This window comes from Streptococcus sp. sy004 (assembly GCF_007859205.1).
Classification (GTDB): Bacteria; Bacillota; Bacilli; order Lactobacillales; family Streptococcaceae; genus Streptococcus.
This window is the reverse complement of sequence record NZ_VOHP01000002.1, coordinates 21,960-47,712: the sequence shown is the minus strand read 5'-3', so window position 1 is coordinate 47,712 and position 25,753 is coordinate 21,960. Positions and strand designations below refer to the sequence as shown.

Sequence of the window (25,753 nt, the reverse complement as noted above, 5' to 3'; positions counted from 1 at the left end):
TTTACTCCTAGATAGCTTTAACCTTAGGAGATAATTTACGATTTTCTTTGCGACTCGATTCTTTATATAAGATTAAGATACGACCAATCTTTAGGACTGTATCCACACCAATTTCTTCTTCTAAAATCTCTGCGACCTCATGAATATCCTCATCAGTGTTCTGTAACAGTGTCACCTTAATCAATTCCCTAGCATCTAGTGCATGACGGACACTCGTTTTAATCTGATCATTTAAACCATTTTTACCAATCTGAATAATTGGTTTTAAGCTATGAGCCTGACTTTTCAAAAAAGCACGTTGTTTACTGGTTAACATTTTCTCTTTCCTTTACTTAAATAATGGCTTTACGCGTCACAACTGCCACACCCTTAGGTGCCCAAGCAACTACCTTGGCTGGATGACCCACTCGAATCCATCCTAGACCTGAAAAAACAAGATCCGTTTTTTCAGTGATAGTAAATTCATGAGGCACAAGGTCTGGAAAACTAGCCAATTCCTCTTGGTTTGGTGGATTGAGCAAGCCACCCTTATGCTTGGCATAAAAGTCATCTGCTCCCTCTAACTTGGTACGGTGAATACTTAAATTATTATCAAAAAATCCTGTAAAGCCTTGTTTATCACCTAACACATAGTCAAAACGTGCCAATCCAGATAAAAAGAGAGTCTGACCACTATTTAGCTGATAGGTCTTGGGTTTGATTTCTTTTTTAGGACTGACATATTTGAGATTTTTAGCTGTCAAGTAGTGGGCCATTTGGTGACGATGGATAATTCCTGGGGTGTCAAAAATATAAGACCCGTCGTCCAAGGGAATCTCAATCTTATCCAAGGTTGTTCCCGGAAAGCGTGATGTGGTAATCAGATCTTTATTGCCTGTAATCTCTTGGATAATCGCATTGATCAAGGTTGATTTGCCAACATTTGTCACGCCAACCACATAGACATCTCGTCCTTTACGATAGTACTCAATTTTATCAATCAAGTCTTTAATGGCTTGTTGATTTTGGGCACTGGTCAAGACAACGTCTAAGGGACGTAAGCCTTCTTCATGAGCGCGTTCCACTAACCATTGATTAATCTTATTGTCTTTAACGGACTTAGGTAGAATGTCCTTTTTATTGCCGACCAATAAAATATCATTGCCTGCCACAAAGCGTGACAAACCTGGAATAACCGATCCATTAAAGTCAAAAATATCAACTACATTGACTACCAAGGCTTGACTGTCACCAACACTATGTAAAAGACTCAAAAAATCGTCATCTGAGATATTGACATCTGTGATTTCATTATAGTGTCGCAAGCGAAAGCAACGTTGACAGTAAATCTGACCTGCCGCCATTCCCTTGTCCAAGGCTGCTTGAGGCGTAAAACCTGCTTTATCCTTATCTTGAGTTTGAATCGCAATACCACAACCAATACAATGTAAACTTTCCACTTAAATATCCTTCTGATAATCTAACTTGCCATATTTGGCTTCAATCTTCGCCAACATGCGACGTTCTCTAGCACGGTTAAATTTAGTATTCCAAGCATCAGAATTGACCAAGGGCTTAACCAAAATCGATCGAATACCTGCTCGATGACTGGCTCTGATGTCAGTCATCAACTGATCACCAACCATGACTACTTCTTCACGATGGAAACCATAACGTTCAATCGCTTGGTCAATGCCTTTGGTAAAGGGCTTCATGGCACGACTAACAAAATCTACCCCAAATTTTTCAACCGCTCGCTTGACTCTGGCATGTTTGTTATTGGATACCACCACTACAGGAATATCAGCAGTGGTCATTTCATCTAACCAAGCACGCAATTCTGGCGTGCCATCAGGATTATTCCAAGCAATCAAGGTATTGTCCAAATCAACCAAGACCGCCTTAATCCCATTACGACGCAAACTCTCAGGGGTCAAATCATAAACAGCCTCAACCGCAAAGGTGGGCCTATAATCTTCGATACTCACATCATTCTCCACATCTACATAGTCTTTTTTATTATAGCACAATTTCAAAAAAATGCATGAAAAATAAGCAAAGTTCCCTAGACAGACTAAGGATAAAAAGAACCCCAAGGCAAGTAACTTGCTTTGGGGAATCAAAATCAATCTAACAACTTCTGCAATTCTTGGGCAAGGAGTTGTTGTGCGACCTGTGGATTGGCTTGTCCTTTGGTCGCTTTCATAAGGAAACCTGTAAAGGCCTTGTCAGCATTACGCTTGCCTGACTTGAAATCAAGAACAGCTGCTTCATGATCTGCAAAGACTTGGTGGATAATTGGAATCAAAACGTTTGGATCAGAAATCTGTACCAGCCCTGCTTTTTCCACATAAGCCTTAGCCGAACCACCATTTTTAGCCAGATGAACAAAGACTTTCTTGGCGATTTTAGATGAAATCGTTCCATCAGCAATCAAACCAATCATCTCAACTAAATTCTCTGGACTAAGGGCAATTTGATCCAAGGTTTTGCTTTCCGTATTGAGATACTGAGCTACCTCACCTTGCAACCAGTTAGACACTTGTTTGGCATCGCCACCTAGTGCAATGGCTGCCTCAAAAAAGTCTGACGTCACCTTACTAGCTGTTAATTGCCCTGCATCATAGTCTGTCAAGCCCATGCTAACATATTTGGCACGACGCTCTTTTGGAAATTCTGGCAATTCACTTTTAACAGCTTGAATCCAAGAGTCGTCAATTTCAAAGATTGGCAAATCTGGCTCTGGGAAGTAACGGTAATCACTAGCCCCTTCTTTGACACGCATCAAAATGGTTTCACCAGTTGCCTCATCATAACGACGAGTTTCTTGTTGAATACGACCACCAGAACGTAGGATGTCTGCTTGGCGTTTTTGTTCATAAGCCAAGCCCTTGCGGACATAATTGAACGAGTTAAGGTTTTTCAATTCTGTCTTAGTACCAAATGCTTCTTGACCATAAGGACGCAAAGAGATATTGGCATCGACACGCATCGAACCTTCTTCCATCTTCACGTCAGAAATACCTGTATATTGGATAATTTCTTTCAAGGCAGTGAGGTAAGCATAGGCCTCTTCTGGGCTACGCATGTCTGCTTCTGACACAATCTCAATCAAAGGCACCCCTTGACGATTCAAATCGACATAAGAGTAACCATCCGTGCCATGAGTATTTTTACCAGCATCTTCTTCTAAGTGAGCGCGTTCAATACGGATGGTCTTGGTCGAACCATCTGGCAGTTCAATCTCAATCGAACCATTATAGCCAATCGGTTCATCAAATTGAGAAATCTGATAAGCCTTGGGATTGTCTGGATAAAAATAGTTCTTGCGATCAAAGTGCATGGTTTTATGAATGTCCATATTCAAGGCTAAGGCTGCCTTAATCCCTGCGTCAATCACACCCTTGTTAATCACTGGCAAGACCCCTGGGAAAGACCAGTCAATGACATTGGTGTTAGCATTGGCTTCTTCACCAAAGTGGGCTGGAGATGGCGAGAAAATTTTAGAATTCGTTTTTAATTCGACATGGACTTCCAAGCCGATAATGGTTTCAAAATTCATTACTTAGCACCTCCAAAAATCACCGGTTGTTGTTTATGATAATCTGTTGTCGCCTCAAAAGCTGCTGCCACTTGATAAATGGTCGCTTCGCTATATTTTGGTCCAATCAATTGTAAACCGACTGGCAAACCTTGAACAAAACCTGATGGGATTGAGATAGCTGGCAAACCTGCCAAATTGACTGGAATTGTCAGCAAATCACTCAAATACATGGCAACAGGGTCATGATGTTTAGAATCAAGGTCATAAGCCACCGTTGTCGTTGTTGGCCCCAAAATCAAATCATACTTGGCAAAGACCTTGGCAAAATCATCAATAATCAAGGTTCTAACCTGACCTGCTTTTTTGAAATAAGCATCATAGTAACCAGACGACAGGCTAAAGGTTCCTAGCATGATACGACGCTTAACTTCTTCACCAAAACCTTCACTGCGTGTATTGACATAAACGTCCTCTAGGTTATTGACATTTTCGGTGCGGTAGCCATAACGAATACCGTCAAAACGTTGCAGGTTAGATGAGGCTTCTGATGAGGCGATGATATAGTACACTGCAACACCATACTTGCTATGAGGCAGGCTCACTTCTTCAACGATTGCTCCCAGACTTTCAAGATGTTTAGCTGCCGCTAAAATATTGTCCTTAATCTCTGGATCGATACCTTCACCCAAGTATTCTTTAGGTAAGGCAATTTTCATCCCCTTAATCTCTTGACCAATCTTACTTGTAAAGTCCAAGGGCTGATTGGCTGATGTTGAATCTTTGGCATCATAACCAGAAATTACGTCTAGTAGTTGGGCATTTTCTTTGACGGTTGGGGCAAATGGCCCAATTTGATCCAAGGAACTACCAAAGGCAATCAAGCCATAACGTGAGACACGACCATAGCTTGGTTTTATGCCCACAATGCCATTGAAGGCTGCTGGCTGACGGATTGATCCACCTGTATCAGAACCAAGTGACAGACGCACTTGACCAGCCGCCACAGCTGAGGCAGAACCACCAGATGACCCACCTGGGACTTTGCTCTGATCCCAAGCATTTTTTGTTTTCTTGAAATAAGACGTTTCTGTAGATCCACCCATGGCAAATTCATCCATGTTGGTCTTACCAATCACAATCATGTCCTTGTCATAAGCCTTGCTGACACTGGTCGCATCAAAAATTGGTGTGTAATTGTGAAGCATTTTTGAGGCAGCAGTTGTTAAAATCCCCTTAGTTGAAATGTTATCCTTAACAGCCAAAGGAATACCGCTCATGACATTTTCTGAATCAATCCCACGTTTATCAAGGGCTTCCGCTTGAGCTAGCGCTTCATTTTCAGCCAAACTAATGAAAGAGCCAACTGCCTCTTCACGCTCTTTAATATCCTCCAAAGTCGCCTTGGTCAATTCAAGAGCAGAAATTTCCTTTTTAACAAGAAGATGATGCAACTCATCAATGGTTTTATGATTAAAAGTCATTAGGCATCTCCTCCATCTTCTAAGATAGCTGGTACTTTGATATAGTTATTTTCATGTTCAGGTACATTTTGGAACAAGAGCTTACGATCTTCTCCTTTTTCAGCCACGTCTTCACGCATGATATTGATAGTATCTGCCATCGTTGTTGTGACGGCAACACCTGTCGTATCCACTTCATTTAAGAGTTCAATCATGTCAACAATCTTGGTCAAACTCTCTGCAAATTGACTGGTTTCTTCTTCTGAAAAAGACAATTTTGAGAGATTGGCGACATGACGCACTTCGGCTTCAGAAATCTTCATCAGTTTCTCCTTAAAATTTATAGTCCCTACTATTTTACCACATTTTACAAGACTTATTAAGAAAAAGAGATGGTCATTTAACCATCTCTTTTGTCTATTGACCTAATAGGCTCACACGTTTGCCGACATGCTGACCACTTTCTAAAATATCCACTAGACCAATCGCATAATCGGCATAGCTAATCTCGCTGACTCCTTTATCATTAAGGGTAAATTCCTCACCGGCTAGGATATAGTGACCAGTTTTTGGCAAATCCACTTCAAACTCTGCAGCTGGACTAATAAAAGTCCATACCAAATTCTTGGTTTGACGTAGGCTATCAAGTGCTTGAGCTTGCGCCTTAGCTAGTGGATAAAATTCTTCTGGAAAATCTGGGGTTTCAAATAATTGTTGTTGATGACTGGCATCAACATACAAACTACCTGCCCCACCAACAACCAATAGACGTGTCTGCGTTCCAGTCAAAAGATTAGCCAAATGTTCGACCACCTTAACATGTAAGTGTAAGGTTTCAGATGAAAATGTCCCAAAAGCATCCACAACTGCTTCAAAATCTCTCAAATCTTCCTTGGTCAAGTCAAACAAATCTTTTTGAATGTAGGTTTGAGCCAGTGATTGATTGTCAAGACCACGAGCAAATCCTGTCACCTCATGACCACGCGCCACCAATTCTGCTACAATATGTTGACCTGCTTGACCGTTAGAACTAATTACTGCAATCTTTGCCATTTCTTTTCTCCTTTTGTTGTAAGTTTTATTATTACATTAAAAGAATACTGCATTTCTGATGTAATGTCAACCATTACATTTTATTTTATAAAAAAATCTTAGCTTTTTGTCAGCTAAGATAAGCACGTCCGTCTGCCAAAATTTGAGCTAGACTGATTTGGGATAATTCCTTTTCCATGGCCGTTTGTACTCGTTGTAACTTATCATCTAAAAGTAAGTGAATATTCCGACCGACAGGACAATCCTGACTAGGTTGTTGGTGAAAATGAAAAAGTTGGTTATTTTTCACGCTCTCCACGGCTTGATAAAGATCAAAGAGCGAGATTTGGTCATAGGGCTTTAAGATTGTCACGCCCCCTTGGCCACGTTTGACTGCAATCAGACCAGCTTTTTTCAACTGGCTAAGGATATTACGAATAATCACTGGATTGACTTGAATACTGGTTGCCAAAACGTCACTGGTGATTTTTTCTTCTTCATGATAAGTGGCAACATATACCAAAATGTGACTGGCAATGGTAAAACGACTAGAAATCTGCATGACTAGCTCCTTCCGATACTTAATCACACTATATCTTATTTCAACTACTCTGTCAATTTAGAAGAAAAAAGAGAACTAATAATCAGTTCTCTAATCTAAAATAGTAGCTCCTAAAACCGTTTGAAAATGCTCTAAGGCCCATTTTTGTCTAGCTTCTGATAAGGTGGCAACAGCGGATTTTGGTATTTCAAGCTGATAACCTAGATGATAAGCATCAATCGCCGTATGCAAGACGCAAATATCTGTCAAAACCCCAGTCAAAATCAAGGAACGAATGCCTCGCTCACGCAGACGAGCATCCAAACTCGTACCTGCAAAGGCAGAGTAATACCGCTTATCCAACCAAAGCACACGCTGATCATCTTTAATATCTTGATAAAGCTGATCTAGTTGCCCATAGAGTTTTCGCCCACTGCTTCCCAAAAGATTATGTGGGGGAAACAAGCGACTTTCTGGATGATAGATATCTTCTTTTTCATGCCCATCAATAGCGAAAACAATCACATGCCCATCATCGTAAGCCTTTTTAGTGAGCTTGGTCAAATCTGACTCAATGGCTTGGGCTGCTGCTCCTGCGGTCAAACGCCCCTCATCTGCCACAAAGTCAACTGTATAGTCAATAGAAATTAAAGCCTTGGTCATCATTATTTACGTTGATCAACCTCGGCAAACAAACCTTCATTTAAGACACGAATGTAGGTTCCCTTCATTCCCAATGAACGACTTTCAATCACACCTGCACTCTCAAGTTTACGAAGGGCATTAACAATGACAGAGCGAGTGATTCCAATCCGATCAGCAACTGATGACGCCGTCAAGCGTCCTTCATTGCCATCTAGTTCATTTAAAATCGCATCTACTGCTTTTAATTCAGAATAAGACAAGGCACTGACAGCCATGGTCACAGCTGTTTGCTGGCGAATGGCTTCTTCTAAATTCTCTGATTGATGATTAAGGAGCTGCAAGCCAACTACTGTCGATGAAATCTCAGCCAGAATCAAATCATCATCGTGGAAGGCTTCTTCATTTTTCCAAATAATAAAGGTTCCAAGACGCATGCCACCACTATAAATCGGAACAATCGTGGTTACACCATTTGGATAAACTTCATGAGATTCATAGGGAAAAATGGTTAAGTCATGACTAATTGGCAAATTAGCTTCTGTATCAAACATACGATTGATACCACTAACATAATCTGCTGGGAACTGATGAGTATTGAACAATTTTTCTGTGCGATCATTATGCGTTTTATGCTTCATCACATAACCTAAGAAGGCACCTTTTTCATCAACAATACAGACATTGCAATCAATGATATCTGCCAGTTGTGCTGCAATCATATTATAAGGTAACTCGTTTTCCAATCGCTCAACCGTCCGTTGTAAAATAGAGGTGATTTTGCGTGTTTTTGTTAATAAGTCAACCATAAGTCCACTCTTTCTATTTTTCTAATTTTGCACGTTCTTTACTATTATACCAAAAATATAAAGCGTTTGCACCTTATTTTTGAAAACTTTTATGAAACAAAGTATTTTTAGCTTAACAACGGTATTGGTGCAAAAAGCGAGTTAATTTTTCTTCAACTTCTGCTAACTCAGAAACCCTTGGCAAATACACGATACGGAAATGATCTGGCTCCTTCCAATTAAAGCCTCGTCCATGAACCAACATGATTTTTTCTTGCTTGAGAAACTCTAAGACAAACTGCTCATCGTCCGTGATATTATACATGGTCTGATCAATCTTAGGAAACACATATAATCCTGCCTTGGGCTTAACCACTGACAAACCTGGAATATTGTCAATCGCCTTAGTGATAAATTCACGTTGTTCATAAATACGACCACCTGGTAGGAGCAATTTATCAACAGACTGATAACCACCTAGCGACGTCTGAACAACTTGTTGAGCGAGAACATTCGAACATAGACGCATATTGGCCAACATATCAAGCCCGGCAATGTAATCTTTAACATGTGCTTTTGGCCCTGACAAGACCATCCAGCCTACTCTAAACCCAGCAATACGATGAGATTTAGACAAGCCATTCATGGTAACAACAAAAACATCTGGTGCAAGGCTTGCAATCGGAATATGGGTCAGACCATCCATCACCAAACGGTCATAAATTTCGTCAGAATAGATAATCAACTCATGCTGGCGAGCAATTTCGACAATCTCCTCCAAAACCTCCTTAGGATAGAGTGCCCCTGTGGGATTATTGGGATTGATGATGACGATAGCCTTTGTTTTTGAGGTGATTTTAGATTTGATGTCGTCTAAGTCTGGGTACCATTCGGCTGCCTCATCACAGATGTAATGTACTGCCTGACCACCTGCCAAACTAACAGCTGCTGTCCATAAAGGATAGTCTGGCATTGGCACTAAAACCTCATCCCCATTATCCAAAAGACCTTGCATGGACATGGTAATCAATTCACTGACTCCATTGCCAATATAAATATCGTCAATACTCACTTCAGGAAAGTCTTTCAGCTGGCAATATTGCATGATCGCCTTTCTGGCACTGAAAATACCCTTACTGTCTGAGTAGCCCTCACTGTTTCTAGCATTGACAATCAGGTCATGAATAACCTCATCAGGTGCTGTAAAGCCAAAAGCTGCTGGATTACCTGTATTTAGTCTAAGAATTTTTTCACCATTTGCTAGCATGCGATTGGCCTCATCCAAGACTGGACCACGAATATCATAAGCCACATGTTCAAGTTTGGCTGATTTATTAAAAACTTTCATTGGTTTAACCTCTCATTTCATAATCCCTATTATAGCCTAAAAGAAAGCTATCTGACAATAGAAAAAAGCATTGCCTAGCAATGCCTTTTAGTTTAGCTTAATTCTGCCACAATTGCTTTGATTTGATCCTTAGTATGCACACCTGCCACTTGTTTCACGACTTGACCGTCTTTTTTGAAAAGTAGGGTTGGAATAGACATGATGCCAAATTGCTTAGCGGTTTCTGGATTTTCATCCACATCCATTTTCACAATTTTCAATTCGTCTTCATCAAATTCTTCAGCCAATTGTTCCAAGATAGGTGCCTGCATCAAGCATGGACCACACCATGTTGCCCAAAAATCAACCAAGACTAAACCGTCTTTTGTTTCTGTTTCAAAGTTTGCATCTGTTAGACTTTGTACCATTTTCTCTCTCCTTTTTCAAATGATGATACTTATTGTACTCCGATTGATTTGATTTGTCTAATAAAAGAATTGGTCAACCTAAATTGGCAATGGTCGCTCCAGAACCACCGGCATTTTGTGGGGCATAGCCAAAGCTCTTAACATGCTTATTACGACGCAGGTACTTAGTCACACCATCACGAATAACCCCTGTTCCAATCCCATGAATAATATCTACCTGAGCCATGTTGTTCAACAAGGCCTGATCAATAAAGGCATCCAACTCCTGCATGGCCTCTTCATAACGTTTACCACGCAAATCCAAACGAGCTCGTGGCCCTGATGATGTCTTAGCTTTTTTAACCACATTCACACGCTTTTGAGCAGGCTTTTGTTCTGGTTCATTTAGGCGTTGCAAACTAAACTCATCTGCTTTTAAGGTCATTTTAATCAAACCGACTTGAGCTTCCCAACGACCATCTTTCAACTGTTTGATCAAGGTGCCACGCTGCCCATAACTGCTTACCAAAATATCATCACCAACCCTAGCTGCTCGTGCTTTTTTCGCCTTTTTCAGCACCTTATTTTTAGACAAATCTACTTGTGGAGCTAATTGTTTCAGTTTCCCTTTAGCTTCAATAATTTCATGAGGTTTCAATTGAGCTTTCTGATGAAGATTTTTTAGAATCACATCACTTTCAGCCAAGGCCAAATCAACAATTTCTTGAGCCTGCGCTTGTGCCTTAACCAATTCTTTATCCTTGGCATGAGAAAATTCATTATACAAGCGTTTCACGGCACGGTTAAATTTGAGATTTTCCGTTTCCACCTCTCGAATATGCTCCAAGCGTTTACGACTTTCCAAGGTTTGACGCTCTAATTGCTCAATCATTTGCGTCACATCACCGTTAGTGTCCGTCATGCTTTCTGCTCGAGCCACTACCTCTTCAATCAAACCTAGTCGTCTAGCAATGTCAAAGGCATTGGAACGCCCTGGTACACCTTGCATAAAACGATAGGTCGGCGACAAACTTTGACTGTCAAAGGCCATACTGGCATTTTCCACACCAGTCGTTTCTAAGCCATAAGCCTTGAGTTCAGGGTAATGGGTGGTCGCCATTGTCTTAATCTTGTGCAGTCGCAAGTAATCCAAAATACTAATGGCCAAGCTCGCTCCCTCTTGTGGATCCGTTCCTGCTCCCAATTCATCAAATAGCAAAAGACTGTCCTGATCTGCCTCTTCTAAAATAGACACAATATGAGTCATGTGGCTAGAAAACGTCGATAGACTCTGCTCAATGGACTGCTCATCACCAATGTCTGCAAAGATTTCTTTGAAAATTGCCATTTGACTACCGGTATCAGCTAAGATAGGAAGCCCAGACTGAGCCATGAGTTGGGTCAAGCCCAAAGTTTTAAGCATAATGGTCTTACCACCTGTATTAGGACCGGTAATCACAATAACGGATAGGTCATCCACAAAATGCAAATCATTGGCAACTGGTTTTTCCAAAAGTGGGTGACGAACTTGCAAGAGCCTTAGACTTTGATTACTTGTCAACTCAGGCACAACCGCTTGACGATCACGCATATACAAGTGCTTGGCACGAACCAAATCCAAGTGACCAATCAGCCAAGTATTATTACGCAAACTAGTCACATGAGGACGAATTAAGGCTGACAAATCATGTAAAATTTTAGCAATTTCATGACGCTCGGCTGCCTGTAATTGCGTGATATCCTCATTGAGCGACACAACTGCTCGTGGTTCGATATAAACCGTTGCCCCAGAGCTTGAAATATCATGAACCACACCTGCAACACGATTACGATGAGTATTTTTGATAGGTAAGACACTCCGACCATTACGATTGGCAATCAAAGGTTCTGATAGGTAGTCTGCCTGTTTTTTCAAAATATCTTGCAAAACCTGTCGCATCTCACGTTCATTGCTAGTGATTTGACGGCGAATTTTTTCCAAGGTAGGACTGGCAAACGGTTCAACAAAACCTGCATCGTTAATGACTTGTAAGGCTCCTTGTAAGTTGGGGAAACTTTCGATATGACCAAAAATGCGGTCAAGTGCCTTTAATGTCACATTTTCTAAATCTTGATAAAAACGATTCAAGGTCGCCGATACTTGTAATAGACGCTTAATTTCCACCAATTCTGCCGTATTCAAATCCGCAGATAACTCTAAACGAGTCAGACTTTCTGATAAATCTGGTAAACTCCCCAGATTAAACTGATGATATTCCTGAAAAATTTCTTGCATATCTCGCAATTCAGCAAAGGCTCGCTCGATTTTCTCTCTTGACGTCATCGGACCTAATTCTAATAATTCACGCTGGCCCAAAGCGGTTTGTATATAGACTTCAAATTGTTTTTTGACCTTGTTAAATTCCAAAGCTTCTAAAATTTTTGTGTTCATGCTTTTATTATAGCACAAACCCTAGTCATGATTGAAATAGAGGGTTGTAAAAAATCTCAGCCCTTTACTAAGAACTGAGATGATTATGTTTATTATGCTTTGGCTTGACGTGAAGCCTTAATCATGCTGATACCTGTGTAGATAACAACAAAGACTACTAGCCATTTAAGTACGGTAATTGGAATATTAGTTAGGAAGAGTACTGCGATGATAACACCGATAACCCCACCGATAACCATACCTGCAAAGCCTGTCCAGTTAACACGATCTGCCTTGATGAAAGGGATGGTTGACGTTGTCATTACCACCGCCGCATTAAGCATCATAACTGGCATGGCAACTGTTGGATTAATACCTAGCATCGAGAAGAAAATCAACTCTGGTGCATAGTTACCTAGACCAATCGTCATCAAGGCACCACATAGGAAGTTAAAGATAATACCAATAATCAACCAAATGCCTGTCAAACCAGTAACATTGTCAGTCAAGCCCTCACCCGGATTAGTCAATAAGCGGTAAACGGTAAAGCAAGAGGCGATAATTAAGAGCGTCCCCAAAACTAATTGCACCGTTGATGTTTTCCAATTTCTCGTGATACGCGTCCCTGCAATTGCCCCAAAAATAGAAGCCACAGCCATTGACAAAAGGGTTGTCATATCAACCTTAACGGCCAAAATAAAGCAAAGTGCTTGAACAAGGGTTGGTATCAGATGCACGGCGTTCATCGTTCCAGGAATCTTGCTATCATCATCCACCAACTTTGTCATCTTAAAGAAAGTTGTGGTTGTTGCAAAAGAACCAATACCAATCGCATCCAAGCAGTCTGTAACCAGACCAATCCAAAAACCTGTGCCAAAACGTTCAAACATATTGATTTTATGACGACGTGTATGTTGGATAATATAGCCTGTTACAAAAATAATAGTGACTACAAGTAAAACTTGAATTGTTCGTAAAATAAGATTATTGTCCATGTCATCTAGTTTACCGTAATTTTCTAATCTTGTAAATAAGTCATATATAAATTCTTGCGAAATGACTGAAATTTATCTAGAATAAGAGAGATAGCTAAAGGAGATAAAGATGACAATATTTGATCAAATCAATTTTCAAGGAGTTGCTCTACGCGTCAAAGATAAAGATGCCAACATCACTTTTTATCAAAAGACGCTTGGACTAACACTTTTGCGTGAGGAAAATGCCCTAGCCCTCTTTGGTTCACTAAAACAGAATCGCCCTCTTTTTACTCTCGAAGAATCCCCAGATTATCGCACAAGGGAGACTAGAGGTCATAAAAAACTAGCCAAGCTCATGATTAAAGTTCTAGACCCTCGAGAGATTGAAAGCCTTTTGGCTCAATCTATTAAAACAGAACAGGTCTTCTTAGGGGAAAAAGGCTACGCTTTTGAAGCGCGTTCACCTCAAGGCGACTTGGTTCTACTGCATTCAGAAGATGACTTAGCCAAGTTGAGTCCCATCAGTCACAGAGATTACCAAAAACAAGCTGACTTTAAGGGGTTAACCGACTATCGTATTGATGGTTTAAGCCTTAATGTGACCAATCTAGAAAACACCCGTGCTTTTTATCAACAACTACCTCTAAGGCTTGATTTGAAACAAAGTCAAGATCAAGATTTGTCAGTCAATCCTAATGAAACATGGGATTTAGAAATCATTCACTTCGAGGTAGCAAAAGATTATGACCTTAAAATGCTAGCCCATTTTTTCACAGATAAAGGCGTTGACATTTTTCCAGATAAGAAGGAAACGATTCTTGTCGTTTCAGATCCAAGCAATATTGAAGTATGGTTTCAAAAATGACAGATAAGATTTTAACGAAAATCCAGTCGCAAATTAAAGAAAACATCTACCATGGTGCCAGTCTTTCACTCTATGACGGCAAATGGACACGTCATTATCTAGGTACTATTGATGGTAAAAATCCTGTCAAGAATGATTTAATCTATGACCTCGCGAGTGTCTCCAAGGTTGTTGGCGTCGGTACCATCATGATTTTTTTATTGCAAACTGGCCAAGTCGAACTGGATAGACCACTCAAAGACTACTATCCCGCCTTTCACAGTAATCAAGTGACAATTAGAGAGCTGTTAACCCACCATTCTGGCATCAATCCTTTTATTGCTAATCGTGATCAGCTAAACGCTAAGGAGTTGATTGAGGCCATCAATCACATTACTATATCAACCGATAAACCTTTCCTTTATACTGACATCAACTTCATTCTTCTTGGTTTCTTAATTGAAGAAATTTATGGTCAGGACTTGGCTACCATTTTCCAAAAGGAAATTTTTAGCCCTTGGCAGATGCCCAATACATCTTTTGGCCCTATTAGTCAGGCAGTGCCTACTGTCAAAAATGTGACAGACGGTTACGTTCATGACCCAAAAGCACGAGTGCTTAAAGAACACGCAGGCAGTGCTGGATTGTTTTCAAATCTTGCTGACCTTGAGCAATTTTTAGAGCATTATTTACAGGATGAGTTTGCCAAACAATTAGATCAAAATTATAGTTTAGGCGAAAAAGAACGCTCTCTTGCTTGGGATTTACAAGGCGACTGGCTTCTCCATACAGGTTACACAGGTACCTTTATTCTCTTTAACCGCAAGCAACACAAGGCTGCTATCTTCCTAACCAATCGTACCTATGAAAAGGATGAGCGTGAACAATGGATTTTAGACCGTAACGACTTAATTGCTGTGATTAAAGACTCCTTATAAACAAAAAAAAGAGGATATCCCTCTTTTTTCTTATCCTAGATAAAGGTATTTGAACAAGGCAACTGCCAAGACACCTGCTAAGATAGGTGCAACCACACCAACCCAAGCGTACCACCATTTTGAATCACCCTTAGCTGAACCAAGAACTGATTTTGGCAAGAAATGGTGGACCAAACGAGGCCCCAAATCACGCGCTGGGTTAAGTCCTGCTCCTGTTGGGCCACCTAGACCAGCAATAAGAGCCATCAACAAGAAACCAATCGCCATGTGAGCAACTGACAAGCTACCAGTTACAAAAGGAGCAACTTGTGTTTCAGCGACTGTTTGTTCATAGCCAGCCGTAACCAATTTACCAACCAATTCTGCACCGAAGAAATTCTTAGTTAAAGCTAGAACCCCAAAGAAAAGAACAAACGAACCAATAAATTCGCTGATAAAACCATTGCGAGTGGCAGCTTTACGACTTTCGACTGTGTTATCATCTAAGTTATTGATAATAGCAAATGACCCTAAAATCGCATTAGCATCGTCGGTTTGTTTGAAAAATGGCGCATACATGCTAACAACGACCAATTGTGCAAACATCGCTCCTAAAAATTGAGCCAAGATATAAGGAGCCACATGAGCCCATGGGAAAAGCCCAGAAACTGCCAAACCGATTGTAATGGCTGGATTCACGTGATTACCTGAAACATTACCAAACATCAAGGCTGGCAACATCAAACCTAAACCATAACCAAGAGCAACCAAGGTCAAGCCTTGACCATTTCCCTTAGTTCCCTTCAAACTAACGTTAGCCACAACACCATTTCCTAGTAAAACAAGAAAAGCAGTGGCGATAAATTCTGTGATATACTTGAGTACCCAAGTCACATCCATCTTAACATCCTCCAATAAGTAAAATTTACAACAGTCTTCATTTTATCAAGTCTGACTAAAAATGTAAAGATTTTCTGAAAATAAATTCAAAGTAATTTTATAAGTCTACTTGACAAAAACCAAAATAAGCAATATCATATCGAGTTATAGGCAGATTTTATATTGATAAATACATTAAAAGGAGATTTTGCCTCATGAAAGGTTGTTTAAAAATTTTTATATTCATACTAATTGGTATTTCTATATTTACCATACCTCCACTATTTCTGCTAATAGGACTTATCAGTCGGTGGTACTTTTCCAAAAAAACTCCAAATCAAAAGAAAAAGAAAATCGCTACTAACATAAGTCTTGTAAGCTTAGTTGGCTGTATTCTCATGTTTTTACTCTTTTTAATAGTAACTCTACCACCTCATCCAATAAAGACTCCAATAATTATGAATTGGCTTCTAGTATTAAGCAATCAAACAATTCAAGCCAAGCTACAGATACAAAGACTTTGTCAGACGATAAAGCTGCCGAAGAAGCTAAAGCTGCCGAAGAAGCTAAAGCTGCTGAAGAAGCTAGAGCCGCTGAAGAAGCTAGAGCCGCTGAAGAAGCTAGAGCTGCTGAAGAAGCTAGAGCTGCTGAAGAAGCTAGAGCTGCTGAAGAAGCTAGAGCTGCTGAAGAAGCTAGAGCCGCTGAAGAAGCTAGAGCTGCTGAAGAAGCTAGAGCTGCTGAAGAAGCTAGAGCTGCTGAAGAAATAGCAACTCAACAACGAACTGTTTATATTGCACGCTGGGGAAATGCTAATGTCTATTGGTATAGCATAGATAGTATGCCTAATAATACCAGATTCGATAGAGTCGTTTCAATGACAGAAGCTGATGCTATTGCAACCGGTAAGCGACCCGCTCTAAAACAATAAATTTTAGACAGATTCAAAGCGATATGTAAAAACCCTTGTCTTGAAAGACAAGGGTTTTTACATAATATTTAATACTTCATCAATATCAGCCTGTGTTGTAGACCAGCTGGTTGCCAGTCGGACAACGGTATGTTCTTCATCATATTTTTTCCAACTACTGAACACCACGTTTTTTGCCAATTCTGACAACCGGTTATTTTCCAAAATGACAAATTGCTGATTGGTTGGACTTTCCAGATAAAAACGGTAGCCCTTATCTGTCAAGATTTGTTTCAGTTGCTCTGCCAAATCAATGGCCTCCTGACCAATTTTCCAATACAAATCATCGGTAAAGAAGCGATCAAATTGAACACCAAATAAACGGCCTTTAGCAACCAAAGCCCCGTGATGTTTCATCACTGTTGTAAAATGTTTGGGACGATTATTTTTCGTAAAAACAACCGCTTCCCCTGCCAAAGCTCCTAACTTTGTTCCACCAATATAGAAAACATCGGTCAATTCAGCAATGGTCGGCAAATCCACATCATTCCCCTTAGCCACTAAACCATAACCTAGGCGAGCACCATCCAAAAACAATGGCAACTGATAGCGATGACAAACCTCAGCCAACTCACCAAGCTCTTGTTTCGTGTACAGAGTACCGTATTCTGTCGGATGAGAAATGTAAACCATGCCAGGAAATACCATGTGAGCATGTGACTCATCTTGATAAAAATCAGCCAGATAACTGGCCACATCCGCTACCTGAAGTTTTCCTTCACTAGCAGGTAAGGTTATCACCTTATGCCCAGTATATTCAATCGCCCCAGCCTCATGAACAGCAATATGACCCGTGTCTGCAGCAATCACTCCTTCATAAGAAGCTAAAAGACTAGCGATTACCACTTGATTGGTTTGAGTGCCACCTGTTAAAAAATCCACTTCTGCATGAGGGCAAGCCGTGGCTTGACGAATTTTTTCACTGGCACGCTGACAATAAAAATCTGCACCATAGCCTGCTAAATTTTCTTCATTGGTAGTTATTAAGGATTTTAAAAGTTCTGGATGAACGCCTTCATTATAATCATTTTCAAAATGTAACATCATCTACTCCTATAAACTGTCAAAAGTCAAACTAGGTTTAGCATTAAGAGTCAAATCAGCAAAATGACCTTTATCGTATTCCACCTGAGCAGCATAAGCAATCATACCGGCATTATCTCCACATAGACGCAAAGGTGGGATAATCACCTTGGTTTCAGTCAGTTCAGCTGCCAAACGTTCACGCAAACCTTGATTGGCTGCCACTCCTCCAGCCACAACCAAACTCTTGACAGGATAGGTTGCTAGGGCTTTTTTTACCTTGGCTAATAAAATGTCTAGAACAGCTTCTTGAAAGGACGCACACAAATCTTCCAAAATCAATTCCTCGCCTTTTTGCTGAACATTATGATGAAGATTGATAAAAGCTGATTTAAGACCAGAAAAGGAAAATTCTAGATGATCTTCCTTAATCATGGCACGAGGAAAATGATAGGTATCCTCTCCTTGATGAGCCAACTCATCAATCAAACGACCAGCAGGATAAGGCAAGCCCATGACACGTCCCACCTTGTCGTAGGCTTCACCCACTGCATCGTCACGCGTTTCCCCAATAATCTTATAGTCACCTTCTGTCGCCACATAGACCAGTTCGGTATGCCCCCCACTAACTAGCAAAGCCATCAATGGATACTGCAATGGCTCTACACTTTGAGCAGCCATCAGATGACCTGCCATGTGATTAACTGGAATTAAAGGCAACTGATTAGCCCAAGCAAAAGCCTTAGCTGCCGACAATCCAACCAACAGAGCACCAACCAAACCAGGACCATAAGTAACCGCTACTGCTGTCAAATCCTTAGCAGTTATCTCAGCCTCAGACAAGGCTTGTTCAATACAAGTCGTAATGACCTCTACATGATGACGACTAGCCACCTCTGGCACTACCCCACCAAATCGCTCATGACTAGCCACTTGACTAGCAATCACATTGCTGACCAGTTGATTATTTTTCAAAATTGCCACGCTCGTTTCATCGCAAGATGACTCAATGGCTAAAAAAATCTTTTCTGTCATGTTTTCTTCCTATCGTTTCATGATTACAGCGTCTTCTCTTGGCTGATGATAATAATTTTTTCTCACACCAAGTTCAACAAACCCAAACTTTTTATAGAGATGTTGGGCGACTGTATTTGACTGACGCACTTCTAAAAAAATCGACCCCATTTCTTTTGGTAAATGCGCCAACAACCGACTACCTATTCCTTGACCACCGTAGGTAGTTTTCACCGCTAAATTAGTCACTTCAATCTCACCAAACAAGTCCTGCCAAGTCAAAAAACCAAGCACTTCACCTTCTTGGACTGCCACTAAATAGGTCACATCTTCTCGACGTAAATCTACTTGAATTTGTGGCAGACTCCAAGGTGATTTAGCATACACATCGGTTAAAATCTCAAAGATGATTTCGGCAAGAATTTCTTGGTCGTACTTAGACCCATTTAATATAGTGATCGTCTGTGTCATCGTGTTCTTTCAACCAGTTTTCTTCAGCTTCAACGCGTTTGAGATAATTAGGAACTAAATCATAGGTGTTAAGGGCAGGCATTTTTTGACCCAATTGGCCTAATAAACTCGCTGATGGCAGACTGGCTTTAATCTTAGCTGTTGGCATAGTTTCTTCTATCTGTTGGCGAAAAGCTTCCACCTCACCAACAAAACAGACCTCACCTTGCCAATCTTGAGCAATGGTCAAAACCGTTTCAAAACTCATATAGGCATCAGCTTGTTGACGGTTTCCGTCAAGATAAAAACCAGCATAAACATGATTGCGTCTAGCGTCAATCAAGGGAATCACTAAACCAGAAAAATCAACAGCGGTTAACGCTAACAGACTAGATAAACCAACAACATCAATCTGTAAGGCATAGGCTAAAGTCTTGGCTGTTGCCACTGCCATTCTCAAGCCAGTATAAGAACCAGGCCCCTGAGCCACCACAATACGCTCTAGATCACTTGGTTGCCAACCCACTAAAGTCATCAAAAAATCGATAGTTGGCATCAAGGTCACACTATGATTTTTTTTCATATCAAGGTTAGTTTGTGCCACTATGTTTTGATTTTCTAATAAAGCAACAGATAAGGCTTGACTAGAACTATCAAACGCTAAAACTTTCATCTTTCTTACTTCCTTACTTGATTCTCCCTTTTATTTTATGATATAATTATTATAATTGCAACGAATCACGGTTAAATCTATTACACAAAAATTGAAGAAAAGAAACCTCAGGTCTAGCTCCATCTAGTGCTTATCTGATAGCTTTTTCACACCATTGATTTAACAGGATGACAAAAGAAAGGATTTTTATGATTTACAAAATTTTTTACCAAGAAACCAAGGATCGCAATCCACGTCGAGAACAAACTAAGGCACTCTACCTTGACATTGATAGTAAAGATGAACTGGCAGGGCGTATTATGGCTCGTGAATTAGTTGAACAACACACTGCCTATAACATCGAACACATTGAACGTTTATCTGAAAAGCACCTTGAATACGAAAAAGAATCTGGTGCCTTTGTCTTAACGGAGTTTTAATATGTCAAGTATCAATCTCAAATCAGAAGAAGTTGGCGTTTTCGCCATCGGCGGTCTGGGAGAAATCGGTAAAAATACCTACGGCATTGAATATCAAGACGAGATTATCATCGTTGACGCTGGGATCAAGTTTCCAGAAGACGATCTTCTCGGTATCGACTACGTTATTCCAGATTACTCTTACATCGTTGACAACATTAAGCGTGTCAAAGCCTTGGTTATCACCCATGGTCACGAAGATCATATCGGTGGGATTCCCTTTCTTCTCAAACAAGCCAATATCCCTATCTATGCCGGGCCATTAGCCTTGTCACTGATTCGTGGCAAATTGGAAGAACATGGTATCTTGCGTGAGGCTAAATTACACGAAATCAACCACAATACCGAACTGACTTTCAAAAATCTAAGTGTTACCTTCTTTCGCACGACCCACTCGATTCCAGAACCATTAGGAATCGTTATCCATACCCCACAAGGCAAAGTCGTCTGCACGGGTGACTTCAAGTTCGACTTCACACCTGTTGGTGAGCCTGCTGATCTTCACCGTATGGCTGCCTTGGGCGAAGATGGCGTCTTACTTCTTTTGTCAGATTCGACCAATGCTGAAGTGCCAACCTTTACCAACTCTGAACAAATGGTTGGGCAATCTATCATGAAGATTATCGAAGGTATTGAAGGACGCATCATCTTTGCCTCTTTTGCCTCAAATATCTTCCGTCTGCAACAGGCTGCCGAAGCTGCCGTTAAGACAGGACGTAAGATTGCCGTTTTTGGTCGTTCCATGGAAAAAGCCATTGTCAACGGTATCGAACTCGGCTATATCAAAGTGCCAAAAGACACATTTATCGAACCTACCGAAATCAAAAACTACCACGCCAGTGAGATTTTAATCATGTGTACGGGAAGTCAGGGCGAATCGATGGCTGCCTTGGCTCGTATCGCCAACGGCACCCATCGTCAAGTAACGCTGCAACCAGGCGATACTGTTATCTTCTCATCTAGTCCAATCCCTGGTAATACCACCAGTGTTAATAAATTGATTAACACCATTCAAGAAGCAGGTGTTTCTGTTATCCACGGTAAAATCAACAATATTCACACATCTGGTCACGGTGGTCAGCAAGAGCAAAAACTCATGCTCCGTCTGATGAAACCTAAATACTTCATGCCTGTTCATGGTGAATACCGTATGCAAAAGGTACATGCTAGCTTGGCAGTTGATACAGGGGTGGAAAAAGATAATATTTTCATCATGGAAAATGGTGACGTCTTGGCCTTGACCAAGGATTCGGCTCGTATTTCTGGTAAATTCAACGCCCAAGACATCTATGTTGATGGTAGTGGGGTCGGTGATATTGGAGCTGCCGTCCTTCGTGATCGTCATGACCTATCAGAAGATGGTGTCGTGCTTGCTGTAGCAACTGTTGACTTCAAATCTAAGATGATTTTGGCAGGACCTGACATTCTTAGTCGCGGCTTCATCTATATGCGAGAATCTGGCGAGTTGATTCGAGAAAGTCAACGCTTGCTCTTTAACGCCATTCGTATCGCTCTGAAAAACAAGGAAGCAACTGTTCAGTCTGTCAATGGAGCGATTGTCAATGCCCTAAGACCATTCCTATATGAAAAGACCGAACGTGAACCCATCATCATCCCTATGGTCTTAACACCAGATAAAAACAATCATAAATAAGAAAAATCCACCAAGTAGGTGGATTTTTCTTATTATACTTAGTCTGAAACCTTGTAGTAAAATTCATTGGGATCTGTTGAAATGGCTTGACCGATACTAATTCTATTTTTAGTTTTATCAGATACATCTGGCATGGAATCATTACTTGGTCCAGTAACTCCTGCTGGAATAATGGCCATACCAACACCAGAATTTTCGTAAGCTAAGCCACCTACTAAATAACCATTAAATTCTTTCCATGGAGAAATACTTTTTGGTGGATAATCGAAAATCATATCAGTAGTCGTAATCTCAATTTTATTACTTTTTCCATTGAGCCATGTCCCTGCAATCGATGAATAATCACCTGCCATAATAGCTTGTAAGTCCATTGAACTACCTGTAGCTGTTTCAGTTTGACTGTCTGATGTCTGAGAATCTTTATTTTGGACTGATTGCCATGTTAAGGTAGTTAAGTCCATGGCTTCTGGCAATTTGCCAAGGTCAGACTCAGACATGCTTTCAGTAACTTTTTCTAAAGCTCCACCATCAGCAGTTAAGCGATAATGAGCATAAACAGCCGACGAGGCAGACCCTGACCCTTTATAGTAGAAAGAACCATCCTGTAAGGGAATCAACCGCATACGATTACCTAGCATAGCAAGATTACTATCATTGGTCAATATAATCGCTTGGTTATCTTTGATAGTAAAAATATCAAGAAGAGCACAGTAGCCATCTTTTGCGATTAAAGAAACCGTCAACTCATCCACGCCATTCTGATCAAAGTCGTATAGACTATACTCAATGTCTGTATAGTAAGAACTCGTATGAACTTGGTTTGCTTCACCAAGAGATGGAACCATTTCTCCATTTACTACTGGAATATAGGCTGAAATCACACTGTCATAGAGTGAATAATCCACTACTACAGTAGAGCTAGGGTTGCTTGATTCCGTTTGACTTGAACTTGATTGACTTGATGTGTTAGCTTTCTTGTCTTCTGACGATGATGACTCACTCTGATTTGATGAACTGCTCTCTTTCGCCACGGTTGATGACGACGCTCCTACTGAAGAAGAACTTGACGCATTCTGACTTGTACTTGACTGACTTGACGAGCCGTTTGCTGTTTCGATAATCGTCGTTGTGCTTTCTTTACTCTCTTTTACCGAACAAGCTGTCAACAACAGGAAAGAAAATAAGGTAAGATACTTTTTCATAAATACTCCGTTTCTTTTTTTATTCACTTAACTAGTTTTCCCCCCTCCCCCTATTTATCAAGTAATTTGCTTATATTATCTACTTTCCTTGACAAAGGCTGAGCTGATAAACAAAAGACTTGGCAGACAGACCAAATCTTTTAGTAAGCGCTAATAACTGTCCAGATAGTTGTCGATTTCCCATTGGGAAACATAAGCGGCATAGCTAGCCCACTCGATTCGCTTGGCTTCTAAGAAATTGGTATAGATGTGCTCTCCCAAAGCCTCTTTGACCACTTCATCTTTTTGCAAGGCTTTAAGGGCATTGTGTAGGGTTGACGGCAAATCAATAATGTCTGCTGCCTGACGTTCCTCTGGTGTCATGACATAGATATTACTCTCCACAGGAGCGGGTGCCACAATTTTATTGCTAATGCCATCCAAACCGGACGCTAAAAGTACCGCCAGAGCCAAATAAGGATTGGCCATGGGATCAACTGAACGCAACTCCAAGCGTGTTCCCATCCCTCGTGAAGCCGGCACTCGAATCAAAGGCGAACGATTTTGCCCAGCCCAAGCCACATAAACAGGAGCTTCATAGCCTGGCACCAAACGTTTATAGGAATTAACAGTTGGATTGGTGATAGCGGTATAGCCATAGGCATGTTTCATCAACCCACCCAAGAAATAGTAGGCAGTTTTTGATAATTGCATCCCCCTTGGGTCATTAACATCGTAAAACACATTACCTGTTTCATCAAACAAGGACATATTGCAGTGCATGCCAGACCCTGCGATACCATACTTTGGCTTGGCCATAAAGGTCGCATACAAACCATGCTTACGAGCAATGGTCTTAACCACCAACTTAAACAGTTGAATATTATCACAGGCTCTCAAAGCGTCCGTGTATTTGAAATCAATCTCATGCTGACCTGCTGCTACCTCGTGGTGACAGGCCTCAACTTCAAAACCCATTTTGGTTAACACCGCAGCAATTTCCCGACGGGTATTATCAGCCAAATCCGTTGGAGCTAAGTCGAAATAGCCCCCCTTATCATTGACTTCTAGAGTTGGATTGCCTGTTTCATCTAATTTAAAGAGAAAGAACTCTGGTTCTGGTCCCAGATTAAAAGATTTGAAACCCATTTCTTCCATATTTGCCAAGGCACGCTTGAGATTGCCACGAGGATCACCTGCAAATGGCTTACCTTCAGCCGTATAAATATCACAAATCAAGCCACCGACTGCACCATGTTCATCTCCCCAAGGAAAAACCGTCCAAGTGTTCAAATCAGGATAAAGATACATGTCCGACTCATTGATGCGAACAAATCCCTCAATGGAAGACCCATCAAACATGGCTTTATTAGATAGAATCTTCTCTAATTGCTCACTGGTAGCTGGAATTTCAACATTTTTCATGATTCCCATAATATCAGTAAACATGAGGCGTAAAAAAGTCACATTTTTATCACGAATATCACGACGAATATCTTCTGCAGTAATTGACATGTTGCTCTCCTTCTTGTCTAAACTATCGTCCTAAACGGTGACCACCCAAGTGCTGAGTGGGCTGATTGAAACGTCCTTGACGCAGCAAATCATCGTGTAAAATCTGCCTAACATCAGCGTCAGATAAGGGTTTCTTGGACTTACTTCTAGTAGAAACGGGCTTTTCTTGGGCATAGTGAGCCTTAATAGCTGCCATATTTAAGCCATCATCTAGAAAATCTTTAATCTCCAATAACCTATCCATATCATTCAGTGAATAAAGACGACGATTACCCTTACTTCGTTTGGGCAGAATCAAACCCTGTTCTTCATAATAGCGAATCTGTCTAGCCGTCAGGTCAGTCAAGGTCATTACCGAACCAATAGGAAAAACTGCCATATGTCGTCGTAATTCCTTTTCTCTCATCACCACTTCTCCTTTATTTCTTACATTATAAAAAGAAAAACAAGCACTGTCAAGACCAAATGTTAGATTTTATCACATGGATTTCTTTTTTAAGCGGTTCTTAAGCCAATCCACATCAGCATTAACCATAATGGCAATAAAAACACCAACAAAGGTTTCAAAAATTCGCACGAAAACATATAAAATAGTATCCCCATCTGGGATAGACAGGGTAATGATTAGCAAGGCAGCAACACCACCAATCACACCCGCCTTATTATTCATGGCAACATTGGTCATAATGGTCAGCATGGTCAAAATCGGTAAGGTAAAAAGCGTCAGCCAGTAAGATCCTCCCAACAAATTAGTCAAGGAAAAGAAAATAACTGCAAAAAAACCACCGATACTATTGGCTAAAATCCGAGAAATCCCAAATTGCAAACTCGTCCCAAAATCTTCTCTCAGGCTAAAAACGGCTGTCAAGGCAGCGATTTGCGTTCCTTCCCAACCAAATAACTTAAATAATAACAAAACCAAAAAAACTGACAAGCCTGTCTTAAAAGTCCTCAACCCCAAACGAAACTGCTTCTTATCAAATTTAAATTGTCTAAAATCCATCTTATATCTTTCTCAATCTCAAAGAAAAGGATACCGCCAACTGCGATACCCTTTCCCATCAATCATTC

28 protein-coding genes are annotated in these 25,753 nt (G+C 40.7%); 5 read left to right on the top strand and 23 right to left on the bottom strand.

Annotated features, from left to right (window positions below):
• Positions 1–7: 7 nt before the first annotated feature.
• The 14 genes from yhbY to FRX54_RS02885 form a co-directional block, all read right to left on the bottom strand.
• Positions 8–316 (bottom strand): ribosome assembly RNA-binding protein YhbY, encoded by a 309-nt coding sequence (gene yhbY, locus FRX54_RS02950; protein WP_146460885.1) that lies wholly within the window; start codon positions 314–316, stop codon positions 8–10.
• A 16-nt stretch (positions 317–332) separates the two neighbouring features.
• The gene (gene yqeH / locus FRX54_RS02945) at positions 333–1,439 is read right to left on the bottom strand and encodes a ribosome biogenesis GTPase YqeH (protein ID WP_146460883.1); all 1,107 of its coding nucleotides are present in this window, start codon (positions 1,437–1,439) and stop codon (positions 333–335) included.
• Complete coding sequence (locus tag FRX54_RS02940; protein WP_146460880.1) at positions 1,440–1,967, bottom strand: YqeG family HAD IIIA-type phosphatase; 528 nt, start codon at positions 1,965–1,967, stop codon at positions 1,440–1,442.
• Between the two features lie 137 nt (positions 1,968–2,104).
• A complete protein-coding gene (gene gatB, locus FRX54_RS02935) occupies positions 2,105–3,541 on the bottom strand; it encodes an Asp-tRNA(Asn)/Glu-tRNA(Gln) amidotransferase subunit GatB (RefSeq protein ID WP_146460878.1) in 1,437 nt (478 codons plus the stop codon).
• The gene (gatA, locus tag FRX54_RS02930; RefSeq protein WP_146460876.1) at positions 3,541–5,004 is read right to left on the bottom strand and encodes an Asp-tRNA(Asn)/Glu-tRNA(Gln) amidotransferase subunit GatA; all 1,464 of its coding nucleotides are present in this window, start codon (positions 5,002–5,004) and stop codon (positions 3,541–3,543) included. Before gatA ends, gatB begins: the two co-directional genes overlap by 1 nt.
• The gene (gene gatC, locus FRX54_RS02925; RefSeq protein WP_146460874.1) at positions 5,004–5,306 is read right to left on the bottom strand and encodes an Asp-tRNA(Asn)/Glu-tRNA(Gln) amidotransferase subunit GatC; all 303 of its coding nucleotides are present in this window, start codon (positions 5,304–5,306) and stop codon (positions 5,004–5,006) included. The genes gatA and gatC overlap by 1 nt, the downstream gene beginning before the upstream one ends.
• A gap of 94 nt (positions 5,307–5,400) precedes the next feature.
• The gene (locus FRX54_RS02920) at positions 5,401–6,036 is read right to left on the bottom strand and encodes an NAD(P)-dependent oxidoreductase (protein WP_146460872.1); all 636 of its coding nucleotides are present in this window, start codon (positions 6,034–6,036) and stop codon (positions 5,401–5,403) included.
• A 109-nt stretch (positions 6,037–6,145) separates the two neighbouring features.
• The gene (locus FRX54_RS02915) at positions 6,146–6,577 is read right to left on the bottom strand and encodes an Rrf2 family transcriptional regulator (protein WP_146461161.1); all 432 of its coding nucleotides are present in this window, start codon (positions 6,575–6,577) and stop codon (positions 6,146–6,148) included.
• 90 nt (positions 6,578–6,667) lie between these two features.
• The gene (locus FRX54_RS02910; protein WP_146461160.1) at positions 6,668–7,219 is read right to left on the bottom strand and encodes a cysteine hydrolase family protein; all 552 of its coding nucleotides are present in this window, start codon (positions 7,217–7,219) and stop codon (positions 6,668–6,670) included.
• Positions 7,220–7,221: 2 nt separating this feature from the next.
• Positions 7,222–8,007 carry a GTP-sensing pleiotropic transcriptional regulator CodY gene (codY, locus tag FRX54_RS02905; protein WP_146460870.1) on the bottom strand — a complete coding sequence of 262 codons (786 nt, stop codon included), beginning with the start codon at positions 8,005–8,007 and terminating at the stop codon, positions 7,222–7,224.
• A gap of 112 nt (positions 8,008–8,119) precedes the next feature.
• The gene (locus FRX54_RS02900; protein WP_146460868.1) at positions 8,120–9,334 is read right to left on the bottom strand and encodes a pyridoxal phosphate-dependent aminotransferase; all 1,215 of its coding nucleotides are present in this window, start codon (positions 9,332–9,334) and stop codon (positions 8,120–8,122) included.
• Between the two features lie 92 nt (positions 9,335–9,426).
• Positions 9,427–9,741 (bottom strand): thioredoxin, encoded by a 315-nt coding sequence (trxA, locus tag FRX54_RS02895; RefSeq protein ID WP_146460866.1) that lies wholly within the window; start codon positions 9,739–9,741, stop codon positions 9,427–9,429.
• A 73-nt stretch (positions 9,742–9,814) separates the two neighbouring features.
• Entirely contained in the window at positions 9,815–12,151 is a 2,337-nt protein-coding gene (locus FRX54_RS02890) for an endonuclease MutS2 (protein WP_146460864.1), read from the bottom strand.
• A 92-nt stretch (positions 12,152–12,243) separates the two neighbouring features.
• Complete coding sequence (locus tag FRX54_RS02885; RefSeq protein WP_146460862.1) at positions 12,244–13,125, bottom strand: sulfite exporter TauE/SafE family protein; 882 nt, start codon at positions 13,123–13,125, stop codon at positions 12,244–12,246.
• A gap of 109 nt (positions 13,126–13,234) precedes the next feature.
• Between FRX54_RS02885 and FRX54_RS02880 the strand changes: the two genes are divergently transcribed.
• Entirely contained in the window at positions 13,235–13,972 is a 738-nt protein-coding gene (locus FRX54_RS02880) for a CppA N-terminal domain-containing protein (protein ID WP_146460860.1), read from the top strand.
• Entirely contained in the window at positions 13,969–14,889 is a 921-nt protein-coding gene (locus FRX54_RS02875) for a serine hydrolase domain-containing protein (protein WP_146460857.1), read from the top strand. The genes FRX54_RS02880 and FRX54_RS02875 overlap by 4 nt, the downstream gene beginning before the upstream one ends.
• A gap of 30 nt (positions 14,890–14,919) precedes the next feature.
• Here FRX54_RS02875 and gla read toward each other — a convergent pair whose 3' ends face one another.
• Positions 14,920–15,768, bottom strand: coding sequence for an aquaglyceroporin Gla (gla, locus tag FRX54_RS02870; RefSeq protein ID WP_146460855.1), 849 nt, complete (start codon positions 15,766–15,768; stop codon positions 14,920–14,922).
• A 499-nt stretch (positions 15,769–16,267) separates the two neighbouring features.
• On the opposite strand from gla, the gene FRX54_RS06330 reads away from it, so the two are divergent.
• Positions 16,268–16,675 (top strand): streptodornase, encoded by a 408-nt coding sequence (locus FRX54_RS06330; RefSeq protein WP_186652448.1) that lies wholly within the window; start codon positions 16,268–16,270, stop codon positions 16,673–16,675.
• A gap of 57 nt (positions 16,676–16,732) precedes the next feature.
• Here the strand turns inward: FRX54_RS06330 and FRX54_RS02860 are convergent, their stop codons facing one another.
• Genes FRX54_RS02860 through tsaB form a run of 4 tightly spaced genes read right to left on the bottom strand, consistent with a single transcriptional unit; the run spans position 16,733 to position 19,874 of the window.
• Positions 16,733–17,758 carry a low specificity L-threonine aldolase gene (locus tag FRX54_RS02860; protein ID WP_146460853.1) on the bottom strand — a complete coding sequence of 342 codons (1,026 nt, stop codon included), beginning with the start codon at positions 17,756–17,758 and terminating at the stop codon, positions 16,733–16,735.
• Positions 17,759–17,767: 9 nt separating this feature from the next.
• On the bottom strand, positions 17,768–18,772 hold the full coding sequence (gene tsaD, locus FRX54_RS02855; RefSeq protein WP_146460851.1) for a tRNA (adenosine(37)-N6)-threonylcarbamoyltransferase complex transferase subunit TsaD: 1,005 nt from the start codon (positions 18,770–18,772) through the stop codon (positions 17,768–17,770).
• A 9-nt stretch (positions 18,773–18,781) separates the two neighbouring features.
• The gene (gene rimI, locus FRX54_RS02850; protein WP_146460849.1) at positions 18,782–19,222 is read right to left on the bottom strand and encodes a ribosomal protein S18-alanine N-acetyltransferase; all 441 of its coding nucleotides are present in this window, start codon (positions 19,220–19,222) and stop codon (positions 18,782–18,784) included.
• Positions 19,188–19,874 carry a tRNA (adenosine(37)-N6)-threonylcarbamoyltransferase complex dimerization subunit type 1 TsaB gene (gene tsaB / locus FRX54_RS02845; protein ID WP_146460847.1) on the bottom strand — a complete coding sequence of 229 codons (687 nt, stop codon included), beginning with the start codon at positions 19,872–19,874 and terminating at the stop codon, positions 19,188–19,190. The genes rimI and tsaB overlap by 35 nt, the downstream gene beginning before the upstream one ends.
• Before the next feature lie 188 nt (positions 19,875–20,062).
• On the opposite strand from tsaB, the gene FRX54_RS02840 reads away from it, so the two are divergent.
• Complete coding sequence (locus FRX54_RS02840) at positions 20,063–20,293, top strand: DNA-directed RNA polymerase subunit epsilon (protein ID WP_146460845.1); 231 nt, start codon at positions 20,063–20,065, stop codon at positions 20,291–20,293.
• A gap of 1 nt (position 20,294) precedes the next feature.
• Positions 20,295–21,986, top strand: coding sequence for a ribonuclease J1 (rnjA, locus tag FRX54_RS02835; protein ID WP_146460843.1), 1,692 nt, complete (start codon positions 20,295–20,297; stop codon positions 21,984–21,986).
• A 38-nt stretch (positions 21,987–22,024) separates the two neighbouring features.
• Here the strand turns inward: rnjA and FRX54_RS02830 are convergent, their stop codons facing one another.
• From FRX54_RS02830 to FRX54_RS02815, 4 genes are all read right to left on the bottom strand, one after another.
• On the bottom strand, positions 22,025–23,188 hold the full coding sequence (locus FRX54_RS02830; protein WP_146460841.1) for a DUF6287 domain-containing protein: 1,164 nt from the start codon (positions 23,186–23,188) through the stop codon (positions 22,025–22,027).
• 150 nt (positions 23,189–23,338) lie between these two features.
• Positions 23,339–24,682 (bottom strand): type I glutamate--ammonia ligase, encoded by a 1,344-nt coding sequence (glnA, locus tag FRX54_RS02825; RefSeq protein ID WP_146460839.1) that lies wholly within the window; start codon positions 24,680–24,682, stop codon positions 23,339–23,341.
• A gap of 22 nt (positions 24,683–24,704) precedes the next feature.
• Complete coding sequence (locus FRX54_RS02820) at positions 24,705–25,088, bottom strand: MerR family transcriptional regulator (protein WP_146460837.1); 384 nt, start codon at positions 25,086–25,088, stop codon at positions 24,705–24,707.
• A gap of 72 nt (positions 25,089–25,160) precedes the next feature.
• Positions 25,161–25,685 (bottom strand): aromatic acid exporter family protein, encoded by a 525-nt coding sequence (locus FRX54_RS02815; RefSeq protein ID WP_146460832.1) that lies wholly within the window; start codon positions 25,683–25,685, stop codon positions 25,161–25,163.
• Between the last annotated feature and the right edge of the window lie 68 nt (positions 25,686–25,753).

What these genes read in the sequence shown, in the direction of transcription:
- trxA (WP_146460866.1), bottom strand. Translation starts at nt 9,741, where the DNA reads ATGGTACAAAGTCTAACAGATGCAAACTTTGAAACAGAAACAAAAGAC.
- FRX54_RS02885 (WP_146460862.1), bottom strand. Translation starts at nt 13,125, where the DNA reads ATGGACAATAATCTTATTTTACGAACAATTCAAGTTTTACTTGTAGTC.
- FRX54_RS02815 (WP_146460832.1), bottom strand. Translation starts at nt 25,685, where the DNA reads ATGGATTTTAGACAATTTAAATTTGATAAGAAGCAGTTTCGTTTGGGG.
- FRX54_RS02890 (WP_146460864.1), bottom strand. Translation starts at nt 12,151, where the DNA reads ATGAACACAAAAATTTTAGAAGCTTTGGAATTTAACAAGGTCAAAAAA.
- gatC (WP_146460874.1), bottom strand. Translation starts at nt 5,306, where the DNA reads ATGAAGATTTCTGAAGCCGAAGTGCGTCATGTCGCCAATCTCTCAAAA.
- FRX54_RS02820 (WP_146460837.1), bottom strand. Translation starts at nt 25,088, where the DNA reads ATGAGAGAAAAGGAATTACGACGACATATGGCAGTTTTTCCTATTGGT.
- FRX54_RS02910 (WP_146461160.1), bottom strand. Translation starts at nt 7,219, where the DNA reads ATGACCAAGGCTTTAATTTCTATTGACTATACAGTTGACTTTGTGGCA.
- FRX54_RS02900 (WP_146460868.1), bottom strand. Translation starts at nt 9,334, where the DNA reads ATGAAAGTTTTTAATAAATCAGCCAAACTTGAACATGTGGCTTATGAT.
- FRX54_RS02840 (WP_146460845.1), top strand. Translation starts at nt 20,063, where the DNA reads ATGATTTACAAAATTTTTTACCAAGAAACCAAGGATCGCAATCCACGT.
- gatA (WP_146460876.1), bottom strand. Translation starts at nt 5,004, where the DNA reads ATGACTTTTAATCATAAAACCATTGATGAGTTGCATCATCTTCTTGTT.
- rnjA (WP_146460843.1), top strand. Translation starts at nt 20,295, where the DNA reads ATGTCAAGTATCAATCTCAAATCAGAAGAAGTTGGCGTTTTCGCCATC.
- tsaB (WP_146460847.1), bottom strand. Translation starts at nt 19,874, where the DNA reads ATGAAAGTTTTAGCGTTTGATAGTTCTAGTCAAGCCTTATCTGTTGCT.
- codY (WP_146460870.1), bottom strand. Translation starts at nt 8,007, where the DNA reads ATGGTTGACTTATTAACAAAAACACGCAAAATCACCTCTATTTTACAA.
- FRX54_RS02915 (WP_146461161.1), bottom strand. Translation starts at nt 6,577, where the DNA reads ATGCAGATTTCTAGTCGTTTTACCATTGCCAGTCACATTTTGGTATAT.
- glnA (WP_146460839.1), bottom strand. Translation starts at nt 24,682, where the DNA reads ATGTCAATTACTGCAGAAGATATTCGTCGTGATATTCGTGATAAAAAT.
- yhbY (WP_146460885.1), bottom strand. Translation starts at nt 316, where the DNA reads ATGTTAACCAGTAAACAACGTGCTTTTTTGAAAAGTCAGGCTCATAGC.
- FRX54_RS02880 (WP_146460860.1), top strand. Translation starts at nt 13,235, where the DNA reads ATGACAATATTTGATCAAATCAATTTTCAAGGAGTTGCTCTACGCGTC.
- rimI (WP_146460849.1), bottom strand. Translation starts at nt 19,222, where the DNA reads ATGACACAGACGATCACTATATTAAATGGGTCTAAGTACGACCAAGAA.
- FRX54_RS02860 (WP_146460853.1), bottom strand. Translation starts at nt 17,758, where the DNA reads ATGTTACATTTTGAAAATGATTATAATGAAGGCGTTCATCCAGAACTT.
- FRX54_RS02830 (WP_146460841.1), bottom strand. Translation starts at nt 23,188, where the DNA reads ATGAAAAAGTATCTTACCTTATTTTCTTTCCTGTTGTTGACAGCTTGT.
- gla (WP_146460855.1), bottom strand. Translation starts at nt 15,768, where the DNA reads ATGGATGTGACTTGGGTACTCAAGTATATCACAGAATTTATCGCCACT.
- gatB (WP_146460878.1), bottom strand. Translation starts at nt 3,541, where the DNA reads ATGAATTTTGAAACCATTATCGGCTTGGAAGTCCATGTCGAATTAAAA.
- FRX54_RS02920 (WP_146460872.1), bottom strand. Translation starts at nt 6,036, where the DNA reads ATGGCAAAGATTGCAGTAATTAGTTCTAACGGTCAAGCAGGTCAACAT.
- tsaD (WP_146460851.1), bottom strand. Translation starts at nt 18,772, where the DNA reads ATGACAGAAAAGATTTTTTTAGCCATTGAGTCATCTTGCGATGAAACG.
- FRX54_RS02875 (WP_146460857.1), top strand. Translation starts at nt 13,969, where the DNA reads ATGACAGATAAGATTTTAACGAAAATCCAGTCGCAAATTAAAGAAAAC.